The organism is Streptacidiphilus monticola, assembly GCF_042658505.1.
Taxonomy (GTDB): Bacteria; Actinomycetota; Actinomycetes; order Streptomycetales; family Streptomycetaceae; genus Streptacidiphilus; species Streptacidiphilus monticola.
Genome location: NZ_JBHSQJ010000010.1, coordinates 24,708 through 27,593, shown reverse-complemented (window position 1 = coordinate 27,593; position 2,886 = coordinate 24,708). Strand labels below are relative to the sequence as shown.

3 protein-coding genes are annotated in these 2,886 nt (G+C 75.8%); all 3 read left to right on the top strand.

Annotation, left to right across the window (positions count from 1 at the left end):
* Positions 1-459 (top strand): hypothetical protein (locus tag ACFP3V_RS03150; RefSeq protein WP_380579421.1); only part of this gene is annotated, 459 nt, incomplete at its 5' end.
* Positions 456-1,460, top strand: a complete 1,005-nt coding sequence (locus ACFP3V_RS03145) for an AAA family ATPase (protein WP_380579419.1) — start codon at positions 456-458, stop codon at positions 1,458-1,460. The genes ACFP3V_RS03150 and ACFP3V_RS03145, both read left to right, overlap by 4 nt.
* Entirely contained in the window at positions 1,457-2,803 is a 1,347-nt protein-coding gene (locus ACFP3V_RS03140) for a DUF58 domain-containing protein (protein WP_380579417.1), read from the top strand. The genes ACFP3V_RS03145 and ACFP3V_RS03140 overlap by 4 nt, the downstream gene beginning before the upstream one ends.
* Positions 2,804-2,886 lie beyond the last annotated feature (83 nt).

Below are 2,886 nucleotides of genomic sequence, written 5' to 3'. Positions count from 1 at the left end.
GTGGTGGCCGCGGCCGTGCTGCTCGCCGCCCGCTGGGTGGTCGGCGCCGGGGCCATGGACAGCGACCACCGCCGCCGGGCCCGGCTCGCCTCCAGCCGCGAACCCACGTTGCGCTACTGGGACGCCGCCCTGCAGGACGCCCTGCTCACTCCCGACGGCTACGGCCTGCACCTGTACCCGCTGCTGCTGCGGCTCTACGAGGTCCGCCTCGCCGAACGCCACGGCGTCTCCCTGCACACCGAGCCGCAGCGGGCCGCCGCCCTGGTCGGCCCGGAGCTGTGGCCGTGGATCGACCCGGCCCGGCCGCGCACCCCCATGGCCCGCCGCCGCGCGGCCGAGGACGCCGAGCTGGCCGCCCGGACCGGACGCCTGCCCGGCCCCCGCCGCACCGCGGCGGCCCCCGCCCCCGTACCCCCGCCGTTGCTCGAAGCGCTCGTGACCCGCCTGGAGACCCTGTGAGCTCAGCGACCGACCAGACCACGGAACTGACCCCGCGTCAGGCGGGCGAACTCGCCCACGCCGTCCTCGACGAGGTCGAACGGGCCGTCGTCGGCAAGCGTGCGGCGCTGGAGCTGGTGATGCTCGGCGTGCTGGCCGGCGGCCACGTCCTGATCGAGGACCTGCCCGGCCTCGGCAAGACACTGCTCGCCCGCTCCTTCGCCACCGCCCTCGGCCTGGACTTCCGGCGTATCCAGTTCACCCCCGACCTGCTGCCCTCGGACGTCTCCGGCGCGCCGCTGTACGACCAGCGCAGCGGCGAGATGGTGTTCCGGCCCGGCCCGGTCTTCACCCACCTGCTGCTCGCCGACGAGATCAACCGCACTCCGCCGAAGACCCAGGCGGCGCTGTTGGAGGCGATGGCCGAGGCCCAGGTCTCCGTCGACGGCGAGACCCGGCGGCTGCCCGACCCCTTCGTCGTCATCGCCACCGACAACCCCATCGAGTACGAGGGCACCTACCAGCTGCCCGAGGCCCAGCTGGACCGCTTCCTGCTGCGGGTGCGGATGGGCTACCTCCCGGTCGCCGACGAGGCCGCGATGCTGCGCCGCCGCCTCGACCGGGCCGCGCCCGAGGCGGTGCTGCGCCCGCTGGCCGACCCGGCCCGGGTGGTCGCCGCCCGGGCCGCGCTGGAGCGGGTCGAGGTGGACGACGACCTCGTCGACTACGTCGTCGCCCTGGTCGACGCGACCCGCAAGCACGCGCAGATCCAGGTCGGCGCCTCCCCGCGCGGCGGCCTGGCCCTGGTCCAACTGGCCCGCGCCCGCGCGGTGCTGGAGCACCGCGACTACGTCGTCCCGGAGGACGTCAAGGCGGTGGCGGTGCCCGCGCTGGCCCACCGGATCACGCTGCGCCCCGAGCTGTGGGTGCGCCGGATCAACGCGGACGACGTGGTGGCCGGCCTGGTGCAGCAGGTGCCGACGCCCCGGACCACGCCGCGGGCGGTGGCGAGCGGCGTATGACGGCCCGTCAGTCTGCGGAGGTGCTCCGGGCGCTGGGCACGTCCTCGCCGGAAGGGGTTCCCGAGGAGGCGCCCACCGCACCGGACCCCTCGGTGCGGCCGACCGAGCGGGCGCTGCGGCTGGGCACCCTGGCCGTGCTCGGCGCGGCCCTGGCGCTGCTGACCGGGCAGGCCTGGCTGCTCGCCCCGGCGGCGGTGCCGCTGGTGCTGCTGGTCCTCTCGCTGCCCCGGCGCGGCGAGGGCCTGCGGCGGCTGCGCGGCGAGGCCGAGGTGCCGAGCCGGCGGGTCTTCGAGGGCGAGCCGGTCACCGCGCGGGTCGACCTCTCCTTCGCCGGCGTGTCCGGCTGGATCGACCCCGGCGTCACCCCCGGCCAGGGCCTGGAACTGACCGACGTGCGGGTCCACGGCGCGGTCGTGGAACTGGAACTGACGGCCCGTCGCTGGGGCCGCTGGACGCTGGCCACTGTGGACGTGGACGCGCACGACCGGGGCGGGCTCACCCGGCGCGCCGTCCGGGTGGACCTCGGCCAGGTGGAGGTCTTCCCGCAGGCCGGCTCGGGCACGCTGACCCCGATCCCGGTGCGGCTGCCGGACCGGATCGGCGAGCACACCTCCCGGCAGAGCGGCGAGGGCCTGGAGGTCGTCGGCGTCCGCCCCTACGTGCACGGCGAGCGGCAGCGGCGCATCCACTGGCCGGCCACGACCAGGCGCGGCGGCGCGATCCAGCTCAACCAGTTCGCGGCCGAGCGGGCCGCGGACGTCGTGGTCGTCCTCGACGCCTTCGCGGACCTGCGCGACCCGGCGACCGGGGCGTCCAGCCTGGACGACTCGCTGCGGGTGGCGGCCGGCATCGTCCGCGCCTACCTGCGCAGCCACGACCGGGTCGGCGTGGTCTCCGTCGGCGGCAAGGTGTACTGGCTGCAGCCAGGCACGGGCGAGGAGTACTTCTACCGCCTGGTGCAGACCGTGCTGGACGTGCGGCGGGACCTCAACTTCAACACCCCCGACCTGAACCGGCTGCCACCGCCGGCACTGCCGCACGGCGCGCTGGTCTACGCGGTCACCCCGCTGGCCGACTCGCGGATGATGGACGTCCTCGGCGGCCTCGCGGAGCGAGGCAACCCGGTCGTGGTCGTGGAGATCCCCATTGGCGATCCGCGTGTGTCCCACGAGGAGCCCACCGAGCGACTGGCGCTGCGGCTGTGGCGGCTGGAGCGGGGCGCGCTGCGGTGGAGCCTGGTCGAGAAGGGCATCCCGGTCACCCCTTGGGAGGGCGGCGACAGCGCCCTCGACCTGGCCTTCGGTCCGCTCATGCGCACCCGCCTGCAAGGGAGGCTCCGATGACGGCCGCTCAGCTGACGGCCCCCTTTCTGCCGGTGCGTCTGCTCGGGGTGGCCGCCGCGGCGACGGCGGCGAACCCGTCGGCC